General features: G+C 59.7%; 17 protein-coding genes and 4 pseudogenes. 11 read left to right on the plus strand and 10 right to left on the minus strand.

Annotated features, from left to right (window positions below; translation table 11 throughout):
* The first annotated feature begins 610 nt into the window (after positions 1-610).
* From ACVWYI_RS11765 to ACVWYI_RS11780, 4 genes and pseudogenes are all read left to right on the plus strand, one after another.
* Positions 611-790 (plus strand): hypothetical protein, encoded by a 180-nt coding sequence (locus ACVWYI_RS11765; RefSeq protein ID WP_456662063.1) that lies wholly within the window; start codon positions 611-613, stop codon positions 788-790.
* A gap of 191 nt (positions 791-981) precedes the next feature.
* Positions 982-2793, plus strand: a pseudogene (locus ACVWYI_RS11770) (PAS domain S-box protein); the annotation flags it as partial.
* A 12-nt stretch (positions 2794-2805) separates the two neighbouring features.
* Positions 2806-3165: a sensor histidine kinase gene (locus ACVWYI_RS11775; RefSeq protein WP_456664626.1), complete on the plus strand. Its 360-nt coding sequence runs from the start codon at positions 2806-2808 to the stop codon at positions 3163-3165.
* A complete protein-coding gene (locus tag ACVWYI_RS11780) occupies positions 3158-3523 on the plus strand; it encodes a response regulator (protein WP_456662064.1) in 366 nt (121 codons plus the stop codon). The genes ACVWYI_RS11775 and ACVWYI_RS11780 overlap by 8 nt, the downstream gene beginning before the upstream one ends.
* Positions 3524-3819: 296 nt before the next feature.
* Here ACVWYI_RS11780 and ACVWYI_RS11785 read toward each other — a convergent pair whose 3' ends face one another.
* Together ACVWYI_RS11785 and ACVWYI_RS11790 are read right to left on the minus strand one after the other, a co-directional pair.
* Positions 3820-4146 carry a nuclear transport factor 2 family protein gene (locus ACVWYI_RS11785; protein WP_456662065.1) on the minus strand — a complete coding sequence of 109 codons (327 nt, stop codon included), beginning with the start codon at positions 4144-4146 and terminating at the stop codon, positions 3820-3822.
* A 561-nt stretch (positions 4147-4707) separates the two neighbouring features.
* Positions 4708-5701: pseudogene (locus ACVWYI_RS11790) on the minus strand (IS5 family transposase); the annotation flags it as partial.
* Positions 5702-6701: 1000 nt separating this feature from the next.
* Here ACVWYI_RS11790 and ACVWYI_RS11795 point away from each other — a divergent pair.
* Positions 6702-7175: a formylglycine-generating enzyme family protein gene (locus tag ACVWYI_RS11795; RefSeq protein ID WP_456662066.1), complete on the plus strand. Its 474-nt coding sequence runs from the start codon at positions 6702-6704 to the stop codon at positions 7173-7175.
* Between the two features lie 10 nt (positions 7176-7185).
* Positions 7186-7611 (plus strand): formylglycine-generating enzyme family protein, encoded by a 426-nt coding sequence (locus tag ACVWYI_RS11800; RefSeq protein WP_456664511.1) that lies wholly within the window; start codon positions 7186-7188, stop codon positions 7609-7611.
* Positions 7612-7756: 145 nt separating this feature from the next.
* Here the strand turns inward: ACVWYI_RS11800 and ACVWYI_RS11805 are convergent, their stop codons facing one another.
* Positions 7757-8230 (minus strand): hypothetical protein, encoded by a 474-nt coding sequence (locus tag ACVWYI_RS11805; protein WP_456662067.1) that lies wholly within the window; start codon positions 8228-8230, stop codon positions 7757-7759.
* 124 nt (positions 8231-8354) lie between these two features.
* The gene (locus tag ACVWYI_RS11810) at positions 8355-9008 is read right to left on the minus strand and encodes a hypothetical protein (protein WP_456662068.1); all 654 of its coding nucleotides are present in this window, start codon (positions 9006-9008) and stop codon (positions 8355-8357) included.
* 459 nt (positions 9009-9467) lie between these two features.
* On the opposite strand from ACVWYI_RS11810, the gene ACVWYI_RS11815 reads away from it, so the two are divergent.
* Entirely contained in the window at positions 9468-12911 is a 3444-nt protein-coding gene (locus ACVWYI_RS11815) for an AAA family ATPase (protein WP_456662069.1), read from the plus strand.
* A 338-nt stretch (positions 12912-13249) separates the two neighbouring features.
* Here ACVWYI_RS11815 and ACVWYI_RS11820 read toward each other — a convergent pair whose 3' ends face one another.
* Positions 13250-14158, minus strand: coding sequence for a LysR substrate-binding domain-containing protein (locus ACVWYI_RS11820; RefSeq protein ID WP_456662070.1), 909 nt, complete (start codon positions 14156-14158; stop codon positions 13250-13252).
* Between the two features lie 106 nt (positions 14159-14264).
* On the opposite strand from ACVWYI_RS11820, the gene ACVWYI_RS11825 reads away from it, so the two are divergent.
* Positions 14265-15641: an FAD-binding oxidoreductase gene (locus tag ACVWYI_RS11825; protein ID WP_456662071.1), complete on the plus strand. Its 1377-nt coding sequence runs from the start codon at positions 14265-14267 to the stop codon at positions 15639-15641.
* A 494-nt stretch (positions 15642-16135) separates the two neighbouring features.
* Here ACVWYI_RS11825 and cysK read toward each other — a convergent pair whose 3' ends face one another.
* From cysK to ACVWYI_RS11840, 3 genes and pseudogenes are all read right to left on the minus strand, one after another.
* A complete protein-coding gene (gene cysK, locus ACVWYI_RS11830) occupies positions 16136-17185 on the minus strand; it encodes a cysteine synthase A (RefSeq protein WP_247369492.1) in 1050 nt (349 codons plus the stop codon).
* 369 nt (positions 17186-17554) lie between these two features.
* Positions 17555-19240: a transposase gene (locus ACVWYI_RS11835; protein WP_456662072.1), complete on the minus strand. Its 1686-nt coding sequence runs from the start codon at positions 19238-19240 to the stop codon at positions 17555-17557.
* A gap of 96 nt (positions 19241-19336) precedes the next feature.
* A pseudogene (locus ACVWYI_RS11840) lies at positions 19337-20566 on the minus strand (glycoside hydrolase family 17 protein); the annotation flags it as partial.
* Positions 20567-22125: 1559 nt separating this feature from the next.
* Here ACVWYI_RS11840 and ACVWYI_RS11845 point away from each other — a divergent pair.
* Positions 22126-22422: pseudogene (locus ACVWYI_RS11845) on the plus strand (NYN domain-containing protein); the annotation flags it as partial.
* A gap of 115 nt (positions 22423-22537) precedes the next feature.
* Here ACVWYI_RS11845 and ACVWYI_RS11850 read toward each other — a convergent pair.
* Positions 22538-22747 (minus strand): hypothetical protein, encoded by a 210-nt coding sequence (locus ACVWYI_RS11850; protein WP_456662073.1) that lies wholly within the window; start codon positions 22745-22747, stop codon positions 22538-22540.
* On the opposite strand from ACVWYI_RS11850, the gene ACVWYI_RS11855 reads away from it, so the two are divergent.
* Complete coding sequence (locus ACVWYI_RS11855; protein WP_456662074.1) at positions 22734-22973, plus strand: hypothetical protein; 240 nt, start codon at positions 22734-22736, stop codon at positions 22971-22973. The genes ACVWYI_RS11850 and ACVWYI_RS11855 overlap by 14 nt on opposite strands.
* Here ACVWYI_RS11855 and ACVWYI_RS11860 read toward each other — a convergent pair.
* The gene (locus tag ACVWYI_RS11860; RefSeq protein ID WP_456662075.1) at positions 22970-23452 is read right to left on the minus strand and encodes a phasin family protein; all 483 of its coding nucleotides are present in this window, start codon (positions 23450-23452) and stop codon (positions 22970-22972) included. The two genes, ACVWYI_RS11855 and ACVWYI_RS11860, sit on opposite strands and share 4 nt — an antisense overlap.
* Before the next feature lie 1507 nt (positions 23453-24959).
* Here ACVWYI_RS11860 and ACVWYI_RS11865 point away from each other — a divergent pair.
* Entirely contained in the window at positions 24960-25904 is a 945-nt protein-coding gene (locus ACVWYI_RS11865; protein ID WP_247394956.1) for a DUF5996 family protein, read from the plus strand.
* The last annotated feature ends 17 nt before the right edge of the window (positions 25905-25921 follow it).

Here is a 25921-nt window from a genome sequence, read left to right on the forward strand (position 1 = left end):
GATCCTCCTGAAATGCCGGAGCTTCTCATCCAGTTGAAGGCATCTGTTGCACATAAGCGTCGAGGCCTGCTACCGGCCATAACTAACAAATGTTAATTTTGTTCCACTGACTTGGGAAGAGGCGAGCACCGGTTACTGGGGTATTGGCCTGTTACGACCTCATTGACCTGGAGAGTGCCGAGCAAATCCGACGTACCGCCGAAGCTCGCCTAGCAGTCGGGGAATGCTCGGGGTCAACGGCAGCTACGACAGAAGCTCCGCGGCCGGATGAATTAAGGCCGCCTCAGCTTGGCGGGCTCTGCGCTCTTGGCCCGTTGCCGCCTTCGCTTACAGAGCCGCCATGTCCGCGTTCAGGAGATAAGCCGACCCAAGTCAAGTTGCTGTGGAAATCAGCCTGGGACCCGAAGAGGTGATGTTCGCGCAGCCGCGGTTCGTGATCCGCTCTGGATCTGTCGCCGAGTTGTTCTTGTGCGCCCGGTGCTGGCCTGCCGAACTCAGTCCTCGCTTTGATTTGAGCTCGGACCTAATTCAGCCCTGCAAAAATTGGTTGCACTGGTTGGAACAGTGGGTAAATTATTGTGCATCAGAGTAGCGCCCATGAGTGCTGGCTATGGCGCAGTATCGCCTCTATCGCTTTGATAAAGAAGGCCACATTCAGGGGTCCCCCGTGATCGTCGAGTGCGAAGATGATGACGCTGCCATTGTCCAAGCCAAGCAATATGTGGACGGCGTCGCAATACAAGTATGGGACCGCGCCCGTCGAGTAGCCGTATTGCCGTCCGTAGATTGAGGCCGCCTCAGTTTGCAGGCCGCTTTTTCTCAGATGTGGCGGTGACTTGCCGCCCGTACTGCGGAACCAAATGGCGCGCCATACGTTAGGGTGGGTTCCGCGGACCGCAGAGGCGTCCGCCAATGTTCATTTGAAATAAGCGAGGCCCGTATCGGGCCGTCGCTCCTCTCGCCCCGAGAGCCGAGCGCCTCATGTCAAACGTCGAAGAATTCCCGCTGTCCGCCCGCCAAAGGCCCACGGAGTTCGAAGCGCTGGTCGCGGCCGGCCGCGCCGCGCTCGATGCCATTCCCGGCGCTGTCTATCTTTGTGACGCGGAAGGACTGCTCGTCGCCTACAACACCGAGGCCGTGGAATCGTGGGGGCGAACACCTGACCCTGCCAAGCAGGAGCGCTTCTGCGGTTCGCATCAGCTCTACCTCCTCGATGGAACTCCGCTGGCCCATGCCGACTGCCCCATGGCCGCGGCGGTTCGTCTGGGAACGCCGACCGCAATGCCGAAGTCATAATGGCCCGGCCGGATGGCTCTCGCTTCGCGGCCCTGCTCAACATCCGGGCGTTGCGCGATCAAGCTGGCCGCATCCAAGGCGCCATAAATTGCTTCCAGGACATCACCGGACGCAAGCAGGTCGAGGAGGAAGTCCGCCGGGAGACGCAGGACCTGGAGGACTTTTTCGATAATGGGGCGGTGGGCCTTCATATCGTCAGCGGAAAAGGGATTATCCTTCGTGCCAACAAAGCTGAGTTGGATCTGCTTGGGTACAGGCGCGAGGAGTACATTGGTCGCCACGTCGCCGAGTTTCATGTCGACGCGCCGGTGATCGGCGATATCCTTCACCGTCTTTCATGTGGCGAGCCCCTCGGTCGGTATCCTGCGCGGCTGCGGGCGCGTGATGGCTCTGTCAAGCACACGCTGATTACGTCGAACAGCCGTTTTGTGGACGGCAAGTTCGTCAACACGCGCTGCTTCACCATTGACGTCACCGAACTGCATGCTGCCGAAGAGGCGCGCCGAGCTAGTGAAGCCCGGCTCGCGGCAACTTATGAGGCCGCCAGCGTCGGCATCTCCGAAACCGACGAGAACGGCCGCTTCTTGCGGGTGAATGATTCCCTCTGCCGCATCTCTGCGCGCTCGCGCGACGAGCTGTTGCGGATGACCTTCTTCGACTACACCCATCCCGACGACCAGACCGAGGACGCTGAGTTCTACGCGCGGCAGGTCCGTGGCGACATCGACAACTACACGATTCGCAAGCGCGCACTGCGGCCTGACGGGTCCGTGCGCCATCTCGACATTTTCAGCTCGTCGGTGCGGGATTCGGCAGGCCGATTCCTTTATGGCGTGCGCGTCGCCCAGGATGTCACCACCACCAAGCAACTGGAGGACCGCCTGCGCGACGGCGAGCAACGCATGCGCGATCTCCTCGAGGCGCTGCCAGCAGCCATTTACACGACGGATGCCGAGGGTCGCATCAATTTCTACAATCGGGCGGCGGTCGAGATGGCGGGCAGAACGCCGCAGCCGGGCGACGAATGGTGTGTGACCTGGAAACTCTATTGGCCCGACGGCACGCCACTGCCGCACAATGAGTGCCCGATGGCCGTCGCGCTGCGCGAAAACCGTGAGGTCCGCGGTGCCGAAGCGGTGGCCGAACGCCCGGACGGCAGACGCGTACCCTTTATTCCTTATCCGACGCCCCTGCGAGACGCCGCGGGAAATCTGGTCGGCGCCATCAACATGCTGGTCGATATCAGCGAGCGCAAGCGCGCCGAGAACGCCCAAAAGATCTTAATTGACGAGCTCAACCATCGTGTGAAGAACACTCTGGCCACCGTGCAGTCGCTCGCGAGCCAGACCGCGCGCCACGCCGCCGACCTGCAGGAACTTCCTGCCAAGGTTCACTGGGCGGCTGCTTGCGCTTGCCCGCGCGCATGACCTGCTCACCAGGCGAAATTGGCAGGAGGCACCTTTAGAAAGGCTGGTCTACGATATCGTTGCTCCGGTGTCGGGCGGACGCGTGACGACGCAGGGGCCCCACGTCGATCTGGATGCCCGAACGGCGCTGAGCATCACCATGGTGCTCAACGAACTTCTGACCAACGCTGCAAAATACGGCGCACTCTCGGTGCCAGACGGGGCTGTGTCCCTCACTTGGCGGCTTGGCCCGAACGAACTGTCGCACAACACGGTGGAGTGCGAGTGGCGCGAACGTGGCGGGCCACTGGTTTCGCCACCCAAGCGGCGCGGCTTCGGCACGCGACTGATGGAGCGTTGCGTCGAGCATGACCTCGCCGGCGAGTTCGATCTGGTGTTCGAGCCGGAGGGCACCCGCTGCCGCATGGTGTTTCCCATTGTGCCTGCATCGTCCAATGGTTGAGCTGTCCGGCGCCAGGGTTCTCCTGGTCGAAGATGAGGGATTGGTGGCCCTCATGATCGAAGACATGCTCGAGGAATTGGGGTTGAAGGTGGTCGCCTCGGCCGCCCACGTGCCAAAGGCGTGCGAACTTGCCACAAGGGCATCGTTCGATCTGGCGCTGCTTGACGTAAACCTGGCAGGTGAACGTGTCTTCCCGGTGGCGCGCATCTTGCGCGACCGAAAGATTCCGTTCCTGTTCAGCACCGGTTATGGCGGACCGCCGCTTGAGGAGGAGTTCAGCGATGCGCCCGCGATCGGCAAGCCGTTCTCCATCGATCAATTGAAGGAGCGATTGCAGACTATTCTGGCGCTCCCATAGAAGCCGCGGCTTTGTGCGCCCGCGTATGTTCGCTCACGCATTCGATTTGAATTCACTTTCGATTAGACCACCACACAACCGGACTTGCGTGAAGCTCTCGCGGATAGCCGTGGCAAGTTCTTCGTCGGTCACCGCTAAGCCGCCCGCGCTTCTCCAGCAACTTGGTGAAACAGAATAAAGCGGCATACGTCATCCGCAAGTTCCCAAGCGAAGGTTTCAGTTTCGACATCGGGATCACTTACAAGACTTTCATTTCTGAAGCCGTTCTGCCCTAAGCCGAAGCGACTTTGTGCGTTCTAATTGGATGGACCGCAGCTATGGGTTACGATTTGACCGAGAGCATCAAACGTCAGGACTACACTGACGATCCCGTTTCTCGCGACGTAGGAGATTAGAGCTCCATCATCCGATGGCTGCAGGTTGTCCAGCTCCGAGGCTGGAAATTGCCGAACCCGGTCCATCCAATAGGCGTGGAGGCCCTCTCGGCCAATGATGGCTTTCATGCCGCCACAGCCGCAATGGAGTGTCGCATCCTCAGCATACATTCCAAGGATAGTTTCAATATCGCCAGCGCGGTAGGCGTCGAGCCAATCAACCGCAGCGGCCATTGGGTCGAAGGACATATTCCTCACCTACATGCCGTGATCGACCGCAGATGTAGGATTGGCCTGATGAACGCAAGATCAAATTTAGGAGTTCCGCGTCCGTAGTTCTCCGGGCATCAACGAGTTTCGGCCGAGCAATAGCAATGGAAGTGCCGCTTTCATCCCGTCGAACCAGCAGCTTCAGCTCATGGCCGCCCGTTGCCGACCTCCACTTACACAGCCGCTATGTCTGCCTTCAGGAGATAAGCCGACACCAGGTCAAGTCGGCGCGGAAGTCAGCCTGTGACCCGAATGTATGGTCCGGCCGCGCGTTGCAAGAGGTTTCGTCAACCTGGCAGATGCGGTCTTGCATCAATGTATCCGGCCTCTGATTGGAGCGTGTTGTGCTCCGGGCCATCATGGATATCAGCGCGCATTCGAGCTAATTAGCGGACAGGCCTCGAACGGGCCATTCGGGTCACCAGTGTTCGCATGCGCCGGGAAGACCGATCCTCCATCGTTGTCTCATTCCTCTCGCAGACCTCGGCGGGTAAGGGATGTTGTTACGTCATCGAACGCTCCTCACTTCGCACTGTTCCTTTGCATGTCCGGGATCACGGTTTCCAAGGTGTGGCCGTCATATGGATTGCCGGGCAGCGCCTTCACGTGGGTAACGAACTGGCCGCCCTTGCAGTGCTTGAGGGTGGTGGCAACGCTGACCTTGACGCCGAACTCGTAAGGCCGATGGGCCTTGCCTTTGCCGATGCATTCGACTTCCGGTGCATGCAGGGAATAGACCTTCGGCCCGCGTTGACGTTGCTGCTGCTCGCGCACGCGGCGAGCCAGCAACAGCAGCCTGGTGAACGCTGCTTGGAGCCCGCCATTGCCCTCGATCTTGCGCCCGATGTCGCGGATGACGCGGCCGAGGTAGGTGCGCAGCTTCCTGAGCATCCGGTTGGCGCGCTTGAACTGTTTGGCATGGGCATAGCGCTGATGCTGGATCAGGGCGAACTTGCCCACCCGTGCATAGGACTGGCGCAGATTCACCCCATGGCACTGCGCCAGCCGCACCAGCTTCTCGCGCGCCCGGTTCAGAAGCTTGGCATCGGTGGGGAACGTCACGTTCTTGGGCTGCACCGTGGTGTCGATGATCACCCGTGACAGCTCGGACGGCTTGATCGCCATGGTCCTGGTGGCAACCGACAGGCTCTCCTGCAGCAGCGCCTGCAGCCGTTCCTCGCCCATCCGGTTGCGCCAGCGCGTCAGTGACGAGCGATCGAACACCAGCCGGTGCTGGAAGAACTCCTCGCCGCAGAAGAATTGGTAGTAGGGGTTCTCGACCCCAGCGCTCGCACAGCACTTCGTCGGACAGGTCATAGGTGTGCTTGAGGATGGCCAGCCCCGCCATCAATCGCGTCGGCAGTGGCGGGCGGCCCGGGTCATCCGTGTAGACCGCGCCAAACTCCCGTTCCAGGAACTCCCAATCCACCGTGCGCCCCAGCGCCACCAGCGGATGCTTCAGGTCGATGATCTGATCGAGCCGGGACCGGAACAGATCCTGCTCTCCCGTCTCCCGCCGTTCCGGTGGCCGCATCTGGTCCCCCCGCCAAATCGTTCAATGGCGAGTGAATCACAAATCAAATTTGCAAGGAATCCCCTTCGCTGCACCCGATTCCCGGCAAGCTCAATTAGCCCAGTGCGCCGTTTCCAGATTCTAAATCAACGACTTGGGAATTCTTCACGGACGACTAGTCCGAAACTCCTCTGCTCGCATCTGCCAGTACCTAGGCGGGTGCATGCGCTCGATTCCCATCTCCCTCTCCGCCACGTTGCGTCCGGGAACAACTACGCTACAGGCCATTTTGTTCACGTTGGAACGAACAAACCCGCGCTTAGAACGAGCCGTCGGTCTGCGCAGGCTCGTCCACCGGCAGTGGCTGCTAAGGTCGTGTGCTGCTAAGCCGTTGATCGGTTTCGCTGGTGCAGGCTGACCGTGCTCGAAAGCGGCATGATACGGCCAGAACTCAGAGCTTATCGAAACGACAAAGAGTAGGGCCGCCTCAATTGAAGGCGTCTTTACTCCGAATTCTGCTCATCGCCCATCAGCGAAGTAGCTGCGCACCTCCTTGAGGTCCGCGTAGTGAGAAGGGCGGACTAGATTTGCTCACGTTGAGTTCTTCGCATTTTGACCCGTAACCGACCTCTCGCAAGACTATCGGCAAGGATCGCCCCGAGGCGTAAGCGAGCATTGCAGTTATATAATCACGCGCTTGGACTAACGAAACCAAACAAAAACTGGCCGTTTGGCGTGCGGGTCTCATCACGCACCAAGGCAGCTTTTTTCGTCACGCGTCTCGACTGGCCGCGAGTGAAGGGCGCTGTTTCATCTCTTCAAGCCGCGAAGCAATTCAGATTAGCAACGGAGCCGTCTTGTTGGCCTGCGCAACGAGATGTATTGTAGGCGTAGTAGGATGGCGGGTGAACGGCGGTCGAGGAAGACGCCGCAAGCCGTTCTGTCTTATGATTGAAACAAATTGCCTGACGCGCCGCCGCCAACCGAGTGTCGACCACCGTGATGCGGCTGGGAGCCCTGGATGGACAGGTTTGTTCACTTATTACCTCTGTTGCTTGCGCCGCTGATTGTCCAACTCCAGGTAGCGAGCGCCGGTGCAGAAACGTTGGATCAATCCACACCGGCGCTCTCGATCTTAGAGCGCCCATCGCCCCTGGATTTGCGGCTTTTCCGGCTGCTATCGCGATCTGAAGAAAGCGCATTGGTACCGCTTGATCGCTTTAAAGAGTGTGATCTCTGTCCGGTGATGATCGTCGTTCCTGCCGGCCGGTTCACCATGGGCGCAAGCGCGGGTGAAGCAGGCAGCACAGCGGACGAACGGCCGCAACACCAGGTGACGTTCCCGAGCTTCTCGGTTGGACGTTTTCCCGTTTCTCTCCAGGAGTGGAACGCCTGCGTCATGAGGAAGGGTTGCAGCTTTCGATCGTCGGATCCGACCAGCAGTAGCGAATGGAAACCCGTCACCAATATTCAATGGGCCGAAGCCAAAGAGTAACGTCGACTGGCTGTCGCGTGCGACCGGAAAGCCATATCGGTTGTTGAGCGAATCGGAGCGGGAGTACGTCGCGCGCGCCGGAACGACGACTGCTTTCTGGTGGGGCGATTCCTTCGCTTTTGATCCGGCCGAAGAACGCCAAATCGCCGGGACGAAGTCTCCGCCGCCAAGACGGTCGCCTCCTAATCCTTGGGGGATCTATGAAGTCCATGGTAGCGTCTACGACTGGGTGGAGGATTGCTGGCACGACACTTACCAAGACGCACCGGCGGACGGAACGGCATGGATAGAAGGAGATTGCAGCCGACATGTCCTGCGCGGCGGCTCGGTTAGTCGAGCGGTGCAAACCCGCCGCGCTGCGGCGCGCATTTGGTTCGGCTCATCGAATCGGATGGATTACATGAGTGTTCGTGTTGCAAGGACGCTACTGCGATAGGCAAGATGGGCCCGTTTCGTCGACCACAAGCGCGGCTGCGTCAGGGCGGCGAGATGCAGACGACAGAGGTTGACCGAAAACATGATCCGAAAAAGCTAGGTGTTGATCGACTCGGAAACAGCCTCGTCATTTGACATCGGCTATTTCACCGTCGCGATCGAACCCCATAAGCACGAACAGCCTCGATAAACGCGCCCCAATCCTTTACGGAGGAGATCGTGGCTTCGGTGTCATCCCACGTAAGGGTTGTCTCGGCGTCTAGCTCTGTCGCTCCGCGGCCCTGCAAATCCTCTTTTGCGGCCAGGACGGCCAAACGAGAGGCAACGAAGTCGCGATCAAGGTCGAGCAGAGATAGGTTTTCCGAGATTGATGAAACCTGAGCACCGCTCCGATCACGGATATCGAGCAATCCGAGCTCCTCTCGTCTGATGGCCGCTGTCTCATCACGCCAAATCTTTTCGGCCCGCTGCGCCAACTGGATGAGCCGAATGTAGAGGCTCGTAGGGATCCCGGATGACTGCGCTTGGGTCTGCGTGATGGCATGGATCCGGTGAGACTGGAAATCGAGCACCTCACCCGATTGTACGTGGGAGCGATCCTTGCTTTCGTCAGTCGGCATTGTAGTCTCCGCGACGGCCCTTATAACGGTAGCAAAAACAAGTCCGAAAATGCCTCGATGGGCGAGCGCCAGCGTTTCTACGCTTCGATTCCTCGGCCCAGAAAACAATTGACCAAGATGCCGCTCAATTGGTGGCGAAGCAGTAAAGCAATCCCGCTCCGCCGACGCGCTGCAAGTTCGCCGGGGAACAACCCGGCGTCTTGTGCGAATAGTTCCAGAAATTGGGACCCTGAGCGTTGCCGATCAGGTCATGGTGTCCGACGATCGCGCTACCCTGTCCGTCAGTGCTGCTGGTCCAGTTGCTGCAAGTCGCGTCGGCACCCGGAATGGCCGTGCCATCGTGTTGTGTGCCGGTGAGCATGTCATGTTGATTGGGGTTGTCGCCACGTCCCTTGACCACCATACCCTTCTCATCGAGGCCGGTCTCTTTGTTGATCTTGTTGTTGTCGCTGTGCAGGTCGGCCACGTTTGCCGCGATCTGGATTCCCTTGGCGTTGGACCAGGGACCGTTACCGATCCGATCCTTGGCATTGATAGCGCCCGGCCGCTGCGTCGAAAGATAGGCGTGCCATGTTTTGCCGCCCGCGCCTGCGGCCTGGGCGAGGGTCTCGCAATGTCGATCCGCCCCGTCCAGCCCACCGAGGTCGCCGCCCCTCCCAAGCCCGACACTGGTTATGAAGAAACCCATGCTGCCTTGCTGGGCTTCGGCCGGTCCCCGCACACTCAACGTCAACAATACCATGAATGAGAGTAGAGCCAAATTCGCTATCTTGGTCATGCGGTTGGTCCTTGCCAATGTGGACTCTCGTCCCCACAATCACGCGCCGCTGCAACACTGCTCCAACCGGGTATCCCGGCATTCGCTAAAACTATTATACGATCAGATTATCCATAATCACACTTCGTCTTTCATCCTGTGGAAGTAGAGGCCTATCGTCATGGGCGGCGTGACCGTAGCGCATGCCGCTGCCGCGGATGGATTTAGGTGGGCTTAAAATGACTGCGCCCCTGGGTTTCGTGGGCGGCAACGTATTCAGAGCATTCCTATCTCTCGCCGACGCCTTACGCCAATCTAAAGTCCAGCGAGGTCGCCTATTGGCCCTTCTGAGACATGCCGCCGGCTAGGTAAAATGTCCGCGTTCATCGGCAAAGCCGACAACGTGGTGCTCGCACCGAGTTCTTCTCAGTTCGACCCGATTTGTCATTTCGGCCCCTGATGGCTCCATTGGTAGATTGAATGCCGGCCATCCTGGGCGGTAAACTGGCCGCGCGTATTTGCGAGATTGACACGCCAACTGTCGCCCCGGTCCCGAAGCTGGGTCGGGCAAACAATCCGCGCGAGGCCGCCATGCAGCAAGTTGCGGACTGGCTTAAAAAGCTCGGCATGTCCGAGTACGCCGAACGCTTTGCCGAAAACGGTGTCGAGCTCAGCGTGCTCCGCGATTTGACGGATCAGGATCTTAAGGACCTCGGGGTCTTGCTCGGCCATCGCCGCAAGATGCTACGTGCGATAGCCGAACTGGATGGCGTCGACAACGGAACACCCAGGCCTACTGCTGCAACTCTTCAACCGAACGATACCGCCGAGTTCCGCCAAGTCACAGTGATGTTCTCGGACCTTGTGGGTTCGACGGCGCTCTCCGCCCGCATGGACGCGGAGGACCTGCGCGAGGTAATTTCGGCATATCAGAACTGCGTCGCCGAAACTGTGAGCCGCTTCGGCGGGTTCGTGGCGAAGTACATGGGCGACGGCGTGCTGATCTACTTCGGCTACCCGCAAGCTCACGAAGATGACGCAGAGCGAGCGGTACGCGCGGGGCTGGAGTTGGTGAGTGCCGTAAGTAATCAAAAGACCCGGGCGGTACTGCAGACGCGGGTCGGCATTGCCACCGGGCTAGTAGTGGTCGGCGACCTGATCGGGTCGGGCTCTGCTCAGGAGCAGGCAATCGTTGGCGAGACGCCGAACCATGCGGCACGCTTGCAGGGCATTGCAGAACCGAACACGGTCGTTATTGCCGAAAATACCCGCAAGCTGCTCGGCAATCTATTCGAGCTTGAGGACCTCGGAGTAAAGGATCTGAAGGGCATACCGGTGCCTGCCAATGCCTGGGCGGCACTGCGACCGGCTTCAGTTGAAAGCCGCTTCGAGGCTTTTCACGCGACCGGGCTGACGGAACTTATCGGGCGGGAAGAAGAACTCGAACTGCTGCTACGGCGCTGGTCGAAGACAAAAGCCGGCGAAGGCCAAGTCGTGTTGCTTTCGGGCGAGCCCGGCATTGGCAAATCGCGGCTCACGGCTGCGCTTTTGGAACGCCTTGCCGGCGAGCCGCACACGCGCCTGCGCTATTTCTGTTCTCCACAGCATACCGACAGCGCGCTCTATCCCTTCATCCACCAGATGGAACGTGCCGCCGGACTCGCGTACGACGACTCCCCGCAAGCGAAGCTCGACAAACTCGACGCACTGCTCGCGCAGACTTCGACGTCAGCCCAGGACGCGGCACTCTTTGCCGAGATGCTGTCGCTCGCGAACGATGACCGCTATCCGGTGATCGAGCTGACACCGCAGCAACGCCGGCAACGAACGCTGGAAGCACTCGCCGCCCAACTAGAGACGCTAGTGCGAGCGAATCCGGTGCTAATGATCTTCGAGGATGTGCACTGGATCGACCCGACGAGTCTGGAAGTGCTTGGTCGGGTGGTGGACCAGATTCCGACCTTGCGCGTGTTGCTGAGCGTGACGTTTCGGCCGGAATTCAATCCACCCTGGATCGGCCGGTCTTACGTGACCGCCCTCACCATCAATCGGCTAGGTCAGCGCGACATCGATGCCATAATCGAGCATCTTGTCGGCAACAAGGGTCTGCCGGCAAGCATCCGGCAGGATATCATCGAGCGCACCGACGGCATTCCCCTTTTCGTGGAGGAAATGACCAAGGCGGTGATGGAGTCGGAGGGCGAGGGCGAAGCGCGGCGGACAGCCAGCGCGGTTCCGCCCCCGGCGCTGGCGGTCCCCGCAAGCCTGCACGCGTCGCTTATGGCGCGGCTCGACCGGCTCGGCGCGGCCAAGGAGGTGGCGCAGGTCGGGGCGGCGATCGGGCGCCAGTTCTCCTACGCCCTGCTGGCTTCGGTGGTGCGCCAGCGCGAACCAGAGCTGGGATCGGCGTTGGACCGTCTCATTGCGGCTGGCTTGCTGTTCCGGCAGGGCGCGCCGCCGCGTGCGACCTACCTGTTCAAGCATGCCCTGGTGCAGGACACGGCTTATGGCACTCTTCTACGCAGTCAACGCCAGGAGTTGCATGCCCGTATCGCCAAGGTGCTCGAACAAGAATTCCAGGAGACGATCGGGGCGCAGCCAGAGACTTTAGCTCATCACTACTCGCAGGCAGGCCTGGTCGATCTCGCGATCGAGTTTTGGAGACGCGCCGGAGCGCGCAGCGCAGACCGATCTGCTCATCACGAGGCGGTCGGTCATTTCGGATGCGCGCTCGATTTAGTGGGAAAGCTGCCGCCGAGCCATCAGCGCGATGAGCGTGAGCTGGGTCTGATGCTTGCTCTCGCGGTATCCCTGATCGCGGTCCACGGCTTTGGGTCGATACGTTTGGAGGAGTGTGCTGTTCGGGCCAAGGAACTTTCGGACAAGCTCGACGAGTCGCAGAGTCGCTTCGCCGCGCAACGGATCGCATGGAATTCCAGCCTGATGCGCCAGCCGCTTCCGAGGACGGCGGCTTTGGCAAGAGACTTGGTCGGCTTGGCAGAAGAAGACGGGAATCCGGCAAAACTCGCCGTGGCGCATCGGGCATCAGGCTACTCGCTACTTATTGCAGGCGAATTCCGAGAGGCCGCCGAAACGCTTGCTCAGGGAGCGACTATCGCCGACACAATTCCGGAGGGCGAATTCGCGATTTATGGCGAGCATCCAAGCATGGTTTGCCGCGCCTATGGCGGGCAGGTAAAAATCTTGATGGGTTTCCCCGAATCCGGGATGAGGCTGATTGAGGCGGCCGTAGCGCATGCGCGCCAGCAAAATAACGCGCACAGCCTTGCCTGGGCGCTCGGCGTTGCCGCGCACGTTTCTCAGTCGCAGCACGAGCCTGCGGCAACGGCCCGCTTCGCATCGGAAGCCATTGAGACGGCGCGCGAGCACCGCATGCCCCAATGGCTGGCTCTCGGTGAGCGATGCAAAGGCTGGGCAATTCATCAGCTCGGCGATTTCGAGGGCGGCCTGAATCTCCTGCGACAGGGCGTGAGGCGATGGTACGAAACCGGAGCCGTCCTGCACACCACCCACACCGAGATCTGCTTGGCGGAGAGTTTTCTCCTGCAAGGTCACGCCGTGGCGGCGCGGTCCTATTTGTCAGCCGCGCGAGCGCATTGCGCGAGTTTTGGCGAAAACTATCTCGCGGCGGAAATGGATCGGCTGGACGCTTTGTTGCTTCAGTGCGAGGGCGCACCTACTGACATGGTAGAAGAATGCCTGGCCAAGGCCATAGAAATGGCCCGCCAGCAGGAAGCTAGACTTTTTGAGCTCCGTTCCGCCACAGCGTTAGCCCGGGTAATAGCCGAACACCATGAACGGAAGGCACGCGATATTCTCGCGCCAATTTACAATTGGTTCACCGAGGGGTTAGGTACTTCGGACCTGAAAGACGCAAAGGCGCTCCTCGATCGGTTGAAGTGATGCAGTTTGTTCAGCTCCTCGCCGGCTCACATTTGTTCCTCACGCTGGCGCCGCCACGACTCCGCGCCAATGTGGGTCATCCAGGCTACCCCGGGTCCAACGCACAACCGGGCTCTCGCGCACCGCACTTGCTCTCGCTCGCACCGTTTCATTCAGTGCGGGTCGGTGCATTCAAACACCGATCCAAACTCGCAATGACTGCTTATGAACCCGGAAGTGAAGTCGGCGCACGCCTTATCGAGGTCCGCTTAGCCGGGCACAGCGGACGAGATTTGCCCACGCTGAGTTCTTCGCATTCTGACGCCGAGCAAACATTTCGAAGGCGCAGAAGAAGCGGATTAAGCATTTGACTGCAACCACTCTGAGAAGGTTCGGATGGTCTTCGCGCGCGGATGGCTTGGCCTACTGACCACATGGAAACTATAGCCAGACAAGCTCAACTTGAACGCTTTCACGAGCGTACCGGCGGCGAGTTCGTGTGCGACGAGCACATCACTGAAAATCCCGACTCCCTGCCCCACGATCACCGCCTCGATGGCGTGCAGTTCCTCCCGGAAACTCAAGTGCTGCATATCCTTGAATTGGGGCACTTCGCGCCACCTGCGCTGGGCCACGGCAAACCATCTCTGCCATGTGGGCGGCTCACGATCGGCCGGCGACCAATAGGAGTGAATCAGAACGTGGTTTGCGAGGTCGACTGGTCTCTTCAGGCGTCCCGTTGAAAGCAAACGCGGATTGCAGACGGGCCAGAATGTATCGCTGAAGAGATCATTGACGATCCCGTCCGTAGGCAGTACTCGGCTAGTCGCATAACGAACGGCGACATCGCCATCGCCGGCGTGCAGATCGAGCACGGTGTCCGTGCCGATGACTTCCAGCGGCACATCGGGATGCAACTTCCGCCACGCGGGCAGGCGGGGCACGAGCCAGCGGCTGGCGAAAGCATTCGTTGTCGTCACCCGAAGAGGCTGTTGGTCGGTATCCCGCCTGACGGCCGCGATTGCGGCGGCAAACACCTCAAGGCCGCCGCGAATGGCGGGAAACAGCCGCGCTCCGGCATCGGTGAGCGAAAGAGGTCGCGGTCTGCGGCGAAACAGAGCGCGGCCACAATACTGCTCAAGCAGCACGATTTGATGGCTGATCGCGGTTGGCGTCACGCCGAGTTCTGCCGCGGCCTTCTTGAAGCTCAGATGGCGGGCGGCAGCTTCAAAAGCGCGGAGCTCGATCAGGGGCGGCAGCTTGTGCATGCGGCTAGTCTAGATGAAACCAATTCATCTTCACCTGAATTCTTCGGGTTTGCTCCGAGAGGGCCGCCGATTGAAGATATAGCCGGTTGAATTGAGGAGACGTGTCATGTCGTCCATCACATCTGTCGCGAGCGCCGCCGCCGACCTTAGCGCCTCCTTCGGAGGACAACTGCTCAAGCCAACGGACGAGGGCTACGAGGAGGCGAGAAAGGTCCACAACGGGTTGGTCGACAAACGGCCAGCGTTGATTGCCAGATGCCGCAGTGTGGCCGACGTCGTGGACGCCGTCGCTCTTGTGATCAAGCTCGGCCTCGAGGTCGGGGTTCGTGGCGGCGGCCATAACGTCGCGGGACGCGCGACCATCGACGGCGGGATAATGATCGACCTGTCCCCAATGAGGGGCGTCCATGTCGATGCTGTCGGCAAAACCGTACGCGCGCAGGGCGGGGCGACTTGGGGCGATGTCAATCGCGAGACGCAACTTCACGGCCTCGCGGTCACCGGAGGTGTGGTCTCGACCACGGGTATCGCCGGATTGACCCTCGGCGGAGGACTCGGCTGGCTGATGGGCAAGTACGGACTGGCATTGGATAATTTGCGCGCTGTCGAACTCGTCACCGCCGATGGCAAGGTCTTGCAGGTCAGCAAGCAAGAGGAACCCGATCTGTTCTGGGCCATCCGCGGCGGCGGCGGAAACTTCGGGATTGCCACCAGTCTCGAATACGACCTTCATGCAGTAGGGCCAATCATTACCGGCGGCCCCATCGTCTACTCTATCGATCGCTCCCGTGACGTGCTCGAATTCTTCCGGGCCAGCACGCGATCGCTACCGGACGAGCACACGCTGTTCGCAACCCTGACGCATGCGCCCGACGGGTCCGGCGCAGAGGTAGCTGCCTTGGTCACCAGCCATTGCGGTCCGGCAGCGGAAGCCGAACGAGCCGTGCAGCCGCTGAAACAATTCGGGGCTCCGATCTTGGACGCAATCGGGCCGATGCCCTATTGCCAGCTCAACAGCATGCTCGATGCCAACTACCCCAGAGGCGCCCTCAACTATTGGAAGTCCAATTTCCTCAGTGAGCTGAGTGATGGTGCGATTGCGACCATGATCGAATGTTTCGCGCGCTGCCCGACACCCATGGGGCAGCTGCTTCTCGAGCACATCCACGGCGCGGCGGCCCGTGTCGATGCAAGGGATACGGCGTTTCCGCATCGGCAAGAAGGCTACAACTTCCTGGTGCTCGCGCAATGGATGCAGCCGGACGATACGAGGCAATGCATCTCCTGGGCACGCGAAATCTACGAAGGCATGCGACCCTTCTTCTCCTCCGGTCGGTATGTCAACTATCTCGACGATGACGAGGTGGGCGATCCCGTCGCTGCCGCATATGGACCGAACTACCGGCGTCTGCAGCAGATCAAGGCTAAGTATGATCCGAACAATTTCTTCCGCATGAATCAGAACATCCGGCCGCTGGCCTGATCCAGGTGAGGGCATTTCGTCCCTCTCATCTTGGTTCAGGATGTCAGTGGAAGGCCGCTACGCTGCGGCCCGGTTCTATAGTTGGTCTGGCGTGCTGATCCCGAAGGAGGACTCGAAAATGGCTGTCGTGTGCCGACCCGCTCGCATGGACGACTTAAAGCGAGCCGACGAGATCGTGGTCGCCAGCATCAATGAACTCACTGAACGGCGGGGTTTCGGAAAGATGGCATCCTCTCACCCTCCGAAATTTCAAGGTTTCTCGCTAAGGGACGATACCGAAGGTCTAGCGCCGTGTCATGATAGCAATCTGTGCGAGAAAAGCACGAAACGTCTGCGTTTGGCCCATTTAAGACGTCCTACGATCTCCGCCATTCAGTCGCGATCAGCAGTACGGACATGTCGCAGACACCGTACTGCGGCGGCTTTTGATCCAACCAAGTCATGCGGTGATGTCCACTTTCAGCTGATTCAGTGCAGGATTGCGTCCCGAACAACTATGGCTTGAACTGAGCAGTCGGCGTGGAGCGCGATATCTTGAGCTCTTCCTCGTTCATGTCGGCAGAGACATCCGCGAAGAGTGGCGTGCTAAGATAACGTTCACCGGTGTCAGGCAGCATGCAAAGAATATTTGCGCCCTTCTCTGCTTGGGCTGCGACCTTCAGCGCACCCGCCATGGTTGCGCCCGAGGTGATGCCGACAAAGATGCCTTCCTTGGTCGCAAGCTCCTTGCTGCATCGAATAGCATCGGGGCCGGGAATCGGCAGAATCTGATTGATGACCTTCATCATAACGGCGTCCCCGGTCAGCTTCGGAATGAAATCAGGTGTCCAGCCCTGCATTGGATGCGGCTTGAAATCCGGATGTGGCGCCGCCGGCGTGCCATCCGGGTTCCGCTGCTGCTCGATACCGCTGCCCAAGAGCTGCGCTTCTTCGGGCTCGCAGACGATGATCTTGGTTTCGGGGCGCTCCTTAGCGAGCACCCGCGCAACACCCTTCAGTGTGCCGCCGGTTCCGTAACCGGTGACCCAATAGTCCAGTCGTTCTCCTGCGAAATCGTCCAGAATCTCGAGCGCCGTGGTTTTGGAGTGGAAGTCGGGATTGGCTTCGTTCTCGAATTGCCGCGTCATGAACCAGCCGTGCGTTTTGGCAAGCTCGATCGTTTTGTTGATCATTCCAACGGCCCGATCGGCCGCAGGCGTCACGACGACCTTCGCACCCAGAAATCGCATGAGCTTGCGGCGCTCGATGCTGAAGGGCTCGGCCATTGTGACCACCAGCGGGTACCCCTTGGCGGCGCAAACCATCGCAAGTCCGATTCCCGTGTTGCCGCTGGTCGCCTCGATGACGGTTTGACCAGGTTTCAGCTCCCCGGATTTCTCTGCGGCTTCGATCACGCCCAGAGCCAGCCGATCCTTGACCGAGCCGAGCGGATTGAAGGCCTCAACCTTCACGAACAAATTGACTCCCGTGGGAGCGAGACGATTGATCCGCACGACGGGTGTATGGCCGACCGTCTCAAGGATGGTTTGATATCTGTGGCCCATGCTACCTCCTGTGTCGTACTTATTCTGGGAAAAGCAAACTGGCGCGGGTTAACCGGCAAAGCATACCCGAACTGAATTTTCCGGCAATCGGGCAGAGCTTGCATACGGCTTCTTTCGCGGACATCAGGCCGGGCCGGCATCGATTGGGTCGGCGGAAATGACCTGAAACGGCTCGTCACGAGACGACTCAGGCGCCTTTGGCGAAATGCAATACCAAGGCGGCACACATTGGCATTCCCGCCTGACGGGCGCGATTCATGTGTATGGGGGCGATTTTCGACCCCACGCATAGAAGCGAGTGGGATCCGGAAACCCTCCTTGTCATTCGGCCTGCAATATTGACCCCGCGTATTGCCGCATCAGCGAATGTTACCCTGATGGCGCCATTGGACTGGTCGATGCGACCTCGACTGATCGGCCGCGCCAAGTGGCTGTTCTGGCTTGCTCGACGAGAGGGGCTGTGGGCGGGTCGGGCCCTACATAGCCCGAGCCGTCCACAACCCCGGGCAATGGGGCAGCGGTGGTGGCCTCGCCGAGCGGCTCCTCCGCGACCAACTGCTCGGCCGTCTTCCGTCTAAGCGCCCTCAGCAGACGCTGCACGATCGAATGCTGTCTCGTCCCGAACTGCTCGGGGTGTTTCTCGCTCAGCCGGCCGACGATGGCGAGTGCAGTTAGCTGCGGTTGCGTCGCGAGCCAGCCCTCGATTGCAGCAATATGCGGGTCGAGCTTGGACGGCATGCGAACCCTGGTTTTATCGGGCCGACGGGTGCGCCGGTGCGTGGCGCGCGACTCGCCGGACGTCGTCGTGTTGCCGAGCGTCTTCGCAAAACTGGCTGCGGTCGCTGGCGCGGTCCTCGTGCTGGCGGGTTGCAGGTTGCGCGCCTGGCCGGCACGACGATCGACGCGATTGCCGAGTTCGTCCTGGGTCGCGCGAATCTCGGCCAACAGCGCGACTGGATCGAGCGAGCTATACTGATCGCGCAGCCGCTTCTTCACGGCCGCGGTCACCTTGGGATGCGCCAATGCACGCTCATAGGGCGTCGATGGGAGATGATAGCGTTTGATCACTTTAGCCCCTTCGCGGCGCTTCTCCTTCAGCTTGAACGACGGCTGGAAGAAGTTGACGTAGAGCCGTGCGGCCGCATAGAGGCGGCCCATCACACGGGCCGTTTCGATCCCATCGAAGCGGCCGTAGCCCATCAGGCGACGGACGACGGCACCATTCTTCTGCTCGACGAACGCCTGATCGTTCTTCTTGTAGGCGCGCGAGCGTGTGACTTCGAGCTTCTGTTCGCGACACCATGGCACGACGACATCGTTCATGAAGGCGCTGTCGTTGTCGAAGTCCACCCCGCGCAAGAGCCAAGGGAAGAGGCTCTGTGCGCGCTTGATCGCCTCGACGACGAGTGAACCTTCCCGCGTCAACAACGGCAGGCACTCCGTCCGGCCCGTGGCGACATCGACCATCGTCAGGGTCTGGATGAACGAGCCAGCCACCGACGTGCCGCCATGGGCGACCATGTCAACCTCGCAGAAACCCGGCGGCGGGCTGTTCCAGTCATTGAACGTGCGGATCGGGACCTCGCGCCGGATTGCCGAATAGAATCCGGCACGGCGCCGCCTGCCGCCGCTCGCCGCGATCTTCACATCGACGAGCAGGCGATCGATGGTCGCGGCGCTGATGACCAGAACACGATCACGGTCCGCTTGGCCAAGCCGCAAGCGGCCATGCTGCTCGAGCGCCGGCAGCAAGGTCGGGATCATCACCTTGAGCCGCTTGCCGCACACCCGATCCGACGCCTCCCACAGCGAGGTCATCGCGTCCTTGATCGTCGCACCATATCCACGCTTGCGCTCTCGAGGTGCCTCGACCGCGCCGGGCCCAACCGTTGCGCGCCGCCGGAGTGCGCGCACCGCATGCTTGCGATGCCAACCCGTCGTCGCGCACAGCTCGTCGAGGATCCGCCCCTTCTCCGCCCGTTTGGCCGACCGGTAACGCTCCGTCACCGCCGACAACACCTCGCGCCGCGCGCCCATGCTGATCTTTCCCGCCATAGAGGCCACCGAAGCAATTTGGTGGCGCCGCTGCAGTCATCGGCGAGAAGTTGTCCAGTAACATTCTTGATGAGGCAATGCGGGGGTCAAGGTTGCAAGCCGATTGACACCGAACAGCGGCGAGGCAGTTGCCGCCACCAGAAGTGCGCCCCACAGAAGCCAGCTGCCCGCGTCGTAGCTTTCATAGAACACCTTTTGAGCGGCCCGCCCAAACAGGACTCCGGCGGTGGTTGCCGATATTCCGACCGCAAACCATGAGACGAGCCGGGGCTGCGAGAGCTTCCGGCGCGAGGTCAGCCATGCAGCGCCGAACACCAGGATCGCCAGCGCCATTCCGCTGCTCATTTGCAGTTTCCAGAGCGGATAGTTGCTGACAGGGATGCCGGGCGGATATTTCAGCGTGCGCTGCGTGGAATCGAATAAGCCCCACGATCCGCCGACGGTGCCCTCGAACTCATGCTTCCACAATTCATCATACGCCTCGAACAGGTTGACGCGGAAATTCTCGCGCCGGGCAAGATCGAGAACCTCCGAGATCACCCGCGCCTGATTGGTGCGCGACGGTAGCGCCGAACCGCGCATCCGCCCTTCGCTCGGCCAACCTGTTTCTCCGATCAGGATTTCCTTGCCCGGAAACGCCGACGCCACCTGCTCTCGGACGGCGTCGACGTGAGCAGCGGCAGATTTCGCCGGGACCGGGACGTTTTCCCAATATGGCAGGATATGAACGGTGACGAAGTCGACGGCGTCATCGAGTTCCCGATAGCGCAGCCAGTACTCCCAGACGTCGGAATAGGTGACGGGGACCGGCACTTGTGCCTTGACCGAGCGGATTAAGGCAGCAAGGTCGGAAGGCGTCATCTTCCGATGCAACAAAACCTCATTGCCGACCACGAGTGCGGTGATGGTTTCCGGATAATGCTGGGCGAGGCGTATGCCCGTGGATATCTGCGTCGCGTTCTTCTGTCGGTCCCTATCGAGCCAAATTCCCTGAATGACTTTCAGCCCCACCTTGGACGCAAGTTCGGGGATCTGATCGAGACCAAGATCAGTCGCATAGGTACGGATACAGTCGGTTATTTTGGCAAGCTGGGCCAGATCTTCCGCGATCTGGTCCCGCGGCACTGGTGTCGGCGACTCTGACGTTTGGTTGTTGCGGAAGGGCGCGTAGGATATGCATTGCAGTTTGGCATTCGGATCGATCGGTGCGCGCGCCAAGTTGATCGGTATGGCCAGCCACCACCACGCCGCGGCGATCGCACCTAGGGATATGATGAGAAGCGCCAGAGGCGTGCGAAGCGAAATAGTTCGACTCCCAAAAAAGATGAGCGCGCGGCGGCACTCGCGCGAAGGATCGCGGACGCCATTTTCCAGAATTCGTCAGTCTCCCAAATTTGCTCCGTGAGTATTTCGTTCTACCTTCCCAGGATCACATCCGGCTGATCATTGCTGTTGGAGCTCCAGGGCATCTCCGATCCGCACGGGACGGTTACAAGCTGAGCCTCCTGGCTCGTGCCGCTTACGGCATCGCTGCCTAGCGCGCCCAATCTGGCGATGGTCCGAGCTTGCATCAGTTCGCTCCAAATCCGGAACGCGGTGAAGCAAAAGTCGCGGGCGTTGCAGATTTACAACCCGCACAGCCGTTCGAGATCCTAAGCTCGTCCATTGAGCCGACCAAGCATTTTCATTCTTGGTTGAAGATGATCAGCGGGGTCGAAAAGTGTTTGATGTCTATCGCAATGACAAGCGCGACTTGCTCGTTCTAAGTACAGGCTGTGTCGTACCCGTGCTTTACTCTGCACATAAGTGGCGCAAGAGCAGAAAAAGAGTTCTCAAAGTCAGCGACGAAATCAAGTCAGCCGTTCAGGCACAAGGCTATTACCTCCGCAGCCGGCGGGTCGCCAGGACCGAATGATCGAGGTCGGGTAGGTCGGCGGCGCGGTGTTCTCATCTGCAATCTCTACAGCATCATCGCACAGCCAAGCCTCCATCCCAAGTCGTGCGCCTCTTAAAGTCACAGCGTGCATCATGGCAACAATGGCTATGGCAACGGCGGCAGTGACGGCAACCCCAACGGCAAGCCTGATAACGATCGCTGACAGCCGGGAGGCGGAACGCTTTGCGGATTGCCAAGTTGTTGCGAGGCTCTTCCCCAAGGGCGACCCGGATTGGCCCCAGCTTCATCGCCTTTGCCTTGGGAGCTGGGGCTATTTTTGTTCACATGAGTTCCGAAGGCAGCCTCAGTTCTCCGTTAACGGCTTCTTTGGTTGCTCCGCGAGCGGCGGTGGATGCCCAGCGCATCAGCGTCATCTCGGTCGCGGCTTTCCGTGTCGCAGATCACTGGCGCGGGATAGTCCTGGGAAAGCGCCAGGCATCGCCTTCACGTTCGACGTCGGTTGACCACGCGGAAGAGCGCGAGGATGGCGGCGCGGTTCGAGGTGATGCCGTAGAGTTGCGCATTCCAAAACGTCTGGGTGAAAGGTTAGGCGGAGCGAACTTCGCAAACACGGAAGCCGCCTTCTATGGGCGCCTTCCTACGGTTCAGTCACCAATGCTAGACGATGAGCGTGTTAGTTTTTCGGTGGCGGCGCTTTTAGAAACGCGGCGAGCACACGAATTTTCCAACTGCCGCCTTCGCGCACGTCCGTCGCTGTCCAGAGGTGGATCGTCCTGGCTTTTCGCGGTGCCAGCAATGCGGAGCGGAATCGGAGGACGATCCGTCGCCCCTAAAGGTCGATTTCAAGGATGAAGATGAAGTCAAGTAGACGCCAACGTTGACGAGGAAGTCGAAGACGAGGACAGAGTCGCTGCAGACGACGATGACGGTGGCGAACCTAACAAGTGAGGAGGGGCCGCGAATGCGGCTCACTTTTTTGTCGTACTTGATGGTCCTGTTCTCCGGCGACGGGGACTTCCGGTCCCTGGTCGAGGCGGTACAGCGCCGCGGCGTTCGGGTCACCGTCATTTCCACGCTGGCCAGCCAGCCGCCGATGATCGCCGACGAGCTGTGCCGCCAGGCTGACGTGTTCACCGACCTTGTCGAGCTCCAATCCAAGATCGGTCGCAATCCGACCGAACGCCCGGCCCCGCGCGAGCGCGAGTCGCGCTATCGTACGTCCCAATTCCCGCGGCATGAGACCGTCGTGGGAACGAAGGGAAATGATAGCGTTTTCGAAAAGTAATCCCGAGCGAGACCGCTCTGGAGCAAACGGCCGCCTGGCTGAGTCGCAAATCGTTTTATAGAGATTTGCAAGTGCGTATGGTTCCCTCCATCGCGATCGATGCCTGTGTGGATGATCAGGCCAGCGATCCCACGCGGTGACGCGCCGAGGCACCGGGCTCGTGGACCCAAGCCTCCTGTGCGAACCAGACGTGATTGGATTGGCAAATCGGACAGCGAGTGTGCGCGAAGAAAACCGGGCTGCGCCGAAAGCTCTCGCGATCGGTCTTGATGCCGGTGGGGATCGCGCGTCCGGTCTGCGGACATTTGACCATGACCATGCCCATCTGGGCCTCCCTCAACTTTAATTTTCTTGAATTCGATTTGCTATTCGGTTTTGAAAAGCAACCGGCCGGTTGGATCGCGCCTCTTGTTGGTGCGCTGGCTTGGGGGCATCGCGCACCCTGCCAGTTACTTGGTCGAGCATGGGTGCGCATGCTCGCGGCGGGGCTTGGTCCAAGCGGCCGGATCCCCCTCTTGAATGAACCTGGATGTAAATTGAGTGCCGCTTAGTCGCCTTGGTGAAGGACCTTGGCGATGTGCTTCTTGAGTGGCTCGCCGGTTGCGGTTGCAAGCTTCTGGGTAAGCTCCCACAAATCCTTGCTTTGGGCGGATGCGCTATCGTAAGTCTTGCGCGCTTGTTCCGCGGACAAGGTGACGACATCCGCCGCCGACTTGCTACCCAAGAGTTGGACGAAGAAATCGATCGCAGACGCGGTATTAAAGTTCGAGATCTCGATGACCTTGAGCCCGTAGTCTGTCGCGCTCCTGGCATTGCCCGAATAGGTCTCGCGCAGCGCTTCAGCCATATCCTCTGACGCGGCTTTGATCTTCTCGCAGCCTTCCCGTGCGCGGGCGACGCCCTGCTCGGAAAATTCACCGAGCACACCGGGCAACGCAAACTTTGGCAATCCGAACGGTGGCATCGCGAAGCCGTTCGTTCCGTTCACTTCAGCTTTCACTTTACTTTCACTCACAGGTGCTTTCCCCATTTCTCAAGCGAAATCATCTCCCGAACGCTGGCTGCGACACAGGAGTTCGTGAAGACGGAAAGTTTTCCACCTCAGCGTCCGTTCAATTTTGATGAGCTTCAATCCAGTCCCGATACCACTATGTCCAACGACAGGAGAGCTGTCCGTTCGCTTTGCGACTCTCGGCAAAAAAATCTTCCGAGGATGTCAATACACACGGTCGTCATATCAACAGTATGCTTGCCGTCCGAACGCCCGGCCCCACGCGAGCGCGAGCCGCGCTCTCATCCGCAGCAACGTGAGAACGTCATGAGATCGAAGGGAAACGATAGCGTTCTCGAGAAGTGGTCCCGAGCGAAAATGAGGACACTTAGCGAATAAGTCCGGCATTGTTTCGCCGGGCCGATCGCAAGTAAGTTTCAGGCGCTCAGCAACAGTCCGACTTGAATTTATTCGCATCAGTCGGTCCGGATTGCGACATTTGGATGCTTGCTCACGCGGCTCGGCATGATCGTGTTGCTGCCCAGCACGCTCCGCGGCGTCGCTCGTTGCGGAAGCTTCGCATTCGGCGCGCAACAAGCGCCAGCATGTAGCATTCGAAACTGATGTGAAGCTTAAAACGAAAATAGTTCCGACGCGCGATGGGAACCTAACTGCCTGCCGCCAAACGACAAATTTCGTTAGGTCTCATAATCATGATGACTCCATCGCACAATTAAAAAATATGTTGGGGGAAAACACGGGAGGATTAGAAATGGAATCTGTCCGACGCTTTCGCGCAATAGCCTCGCTTTGCCGGCAGACTGCCGCGCGTGATCCTGAGAGCAGCTGGAAGCTGCTCGCAGAGGCAGAGTACTGGGAGCATCTGGCGGCTACCGCTTTAGTTCAGTGAGCTCACGAAGTAGCGATTACTCATTTTCCTTTTTCGTCGTTGACTCCTGATCCAGGTTATATTCTGGGGAACGTAATGACCAATACTCGCCAAGTTTACAGCTATGCTGTTCTGCACGCACGGCTCCAAGCGCTCATTGCTGAGCTTACGCAGGTGGAGAAGCTTCGAAATCGGCTTCGAATCGTAGAGGCGAGGACAATCGGCAGAAGAGTGCTCGAGCGGGCAGCGGAGCAAGAGCCGTTTGGAGACGACGTTAGATCGCACCCCGAGCATTGATCTGACTAGCTCGGCCGTCGCTGCGTTCAACGAGAAGTCTCCTGTTCGCCCATCGCTTCCGTTCGCGGGGTGTCGTTGCATGTCCGCTCGCAGGGGTAGACCAGAAGTTTGCAGCCTGGCCTCAGTTCGGCGGCTTGTGACCCAAACCGGCCATTTCGCGCGACGGCCCGGCCAAAGATAGCCTTGGGAAAACGCCCAGACCTCAATGAGCTTGGCGACACTGATCCTACGAGTCTCTCCAACTTGGAGCTTTGTTTTTCGCTGCAAACGTTCTCAAATGCGTGCGACCGTCAATGCTCATACGTGAATGGACGACACCAGCGCCTCGTCCGTGCGACCAAACACAAAGGAGGAAACGCTATGAGCGCGATCTGGCCGGAAATCCCCTTCGAGGCGTGGCGCGAAACCTGTTCCGCGCTTCATTTGTATTGCCAAGTTGTCGGCAAGTATCGGCTCGCGAGGACGCCGTGGGTCAATCATTCATGGCACGCGACTTTCTACGTGAATGCTCGCGGGCTCACGACTTCACTGGTTCCAGACGCCTCAGGTATCGAGATCACCTTCGATCTCTCCCGTCATGTCGTGATCGGAGAGGCCTCTGATGGCCGCCGGGTTGAAATGGCGCTCGGGCCGATGTCCGTTGCCGACTTTCACGCCCGGTTCTGTGAGTTGGTGGGACGTCTCGGCGGTACACCGGAATTCGACGGCCGGCCCAATGAAGTCCCCGATCCGATCCCCTTCCAGGACGACCGTCAGATCCGACCCTATGATGCAGACGCAGTGACGCGGTTTTTCAGGGCCCTGGTTGCGATCGACGGTGTGTTTCATCGGTTTCGGACGGGCTTCACCGGAAAGGTCAGTCCAGTCCATCTCTTCTGGGGCAGCTTCGATCTCGCGGTGACGCGCTTCTCCGGACGTCCTGCTCCGCTTCACCCGGGGGGCGTACCGGGTTTACCGGACGAAGTGACGCGCGAGGCCTACAGTGATGAAGTCTCGTCTGCCGGCTTCTGGCCGGGCGGAGGCGGCACAGACTTTGCGGCTTTCTACTCTTATGCCTATCCCACTCCGAACGGTTTTGCCGACGAACAGATTTTGCCGACGGGCGCATATTTCGATCAGAAGCTTGGGGAATATCTCCTGGCGTACGAGGTTGTGAGGAAGTCGAGCAATCCGGAGGCGACGCTCATGTCGTTTCTGGAAAGTACCTATCGGGCGGCAGCCGATGTCGGACGCTGGGATCGTGCCGCGCTCGAATGTCCGATTGGTCACCCCCTTCTGCCCCGCCCCCTGGATAGGAAGAGATGAAGTTCGACGAGCCTTCC

It is taken from the genome of Bradyrhizobium sp. LB13.1 (genome assembly GCF_054056815.1).